The sequence below is a fragment of the Mycobacterium lehmannii genome (genome assembly GCF_001499925.1).
Lineage (GTDB): Bacteria > Actinomycetota > Actinomycetes > Mycobacteriales > Mycobacteriaceae > Mycobacterium > Mycobacterium lehmannii.
Window position 1 is genome coordinate 1 of sequence record NZ_LQIR01000057.1, and the last position, 1438, is coordinate 1438.

The following is a 1438-nucleotide window of genomic DNA, read 5'->3' on the forward strand; positions in this document are numbered from 1 at the left end:
TTTGTCAGTGGTCGAATGTATGTTCGAGGCATGTCGGGAAGCGACCTGCAGGACGCGATCACCGCGTTGCGTGCGGCCTACGAGAAGGTGGCCGCCTGTGAGGTCGACTTGCTGACCCGCCCCGACCTGGTCACCGCACTTGATGAGCTCGAAGGTCTCGGCTGCCAGTTCCCCACGATGAGTCACCGCTTGCTCGCCCGCCTGCAGACCGAGGCGACGCCGCAACAGATGGGTGCCAAATCGTGGAAAGAGGTGTTGAGGGTCCGCTGGCGGATCTCGACCACCGAGGCCAACCGGCGTCTGACCGAAGCTGCCCTGCTGGCGCCCCGTCAATCGGTGACCGGACCGTCGCTGCCGCCGGCGTTGCCCGCGACGGCGGTCGCGCAAGCTCACGGACTGATCAACGGCGAGCACGTGGAGGTCATCCGCAAGGCCGTTGACAGGTTGCCGGGCTGGGTGGATGCGGCCACCAGGGAGCAGTTCGAGGTCGACCTGGTCCGCACGGCGGTCGGCGTGGGTCCCAAGGAACTCAAGGACAGCGCCGATCTGACGCTGTTCTTGCTCGATCAGGACGGGCCCGAACCCGATGACGCCGAGCGCGCCCGCAAGCGCGGGGTCACCAAGAAAAAACAGCGCTCCGACGGGATGATTGACATCTTCGCAACTTTGACCCCCGAAGCGTGGGCGGTGTGGGAAGCGATCTTCGCCAAGTACGCCGCACCGGGTATGTGCAATCCCGACGATCCCGAACCCTGCACATCGGGGACCCCGACACAGGCTCAGATCGACAACGACCACCGCAGTCTGGCCCAGCGTCAACACGACGCGATGATCGCCGTCGGGCGCATCGCCCTGATGAGCGGCGAACTCGGCCAACTCAACGGGCTGCCCGTCTCGGTCATCATTCGCACCACCCTGCGGGAGCTGGAATCTCGGGCCGGGGTCGGCACCACCGGCGGGGGCACGGTCATGCCGATCGCTGATGTCATCCGGTTGGCCGGCCACGCCAACCACTACCTGGCGGTGTTCGACGGCGCGACCGGGTCGGCCCTGGACCTGTTCCGCGCCAAGCGAATCGCCACCCCGGCGCAACGGATCATGCTCATCGCGCGCGATGGCGGATGCACCAAGCCATGCTGCACCGTCGGTGCCTATGGCTGCCAAGTGCATCACGTGGAAGCCGACTGGTCGAAAGGCGGCAACACCAACATCGACGAACTGGGCCTCGCCTGCGGGGCAGACAACCGCAGCGTCAACGACGATGGCGGCTGGTCCACCCGGATGAACGAACGCTGCGAGGTCGAATGGCTTCCACCGCCCGAACTGGACACCGGCCAGGCGCGGCTGAACTACTACCACCGACCCGAACGACTCCTGCGCCCACCCGACGAGCAGGAAACCCGCAGCCACAACGACACCGCCACTTCGCCCGAACCCG

1 protein-coding gene is annotated in these 1438 nt (G+C 66.2%); it reads left to right on the forward strand.

Annotated elements, in window-relative coordinates; translation table 11 throughout:
• Positions 1 to 15 precede the first annotated feature (15 nt).
• Positions 16 to 1438, forward strand: a 1423-nt coding sequence (locus tag AU192_RS21845) for an HNH endonuclease signature motif containing protein (RefSeq protein ID WP_064399624.1), incomplete at its 3' end; no start/stop codon positions are given.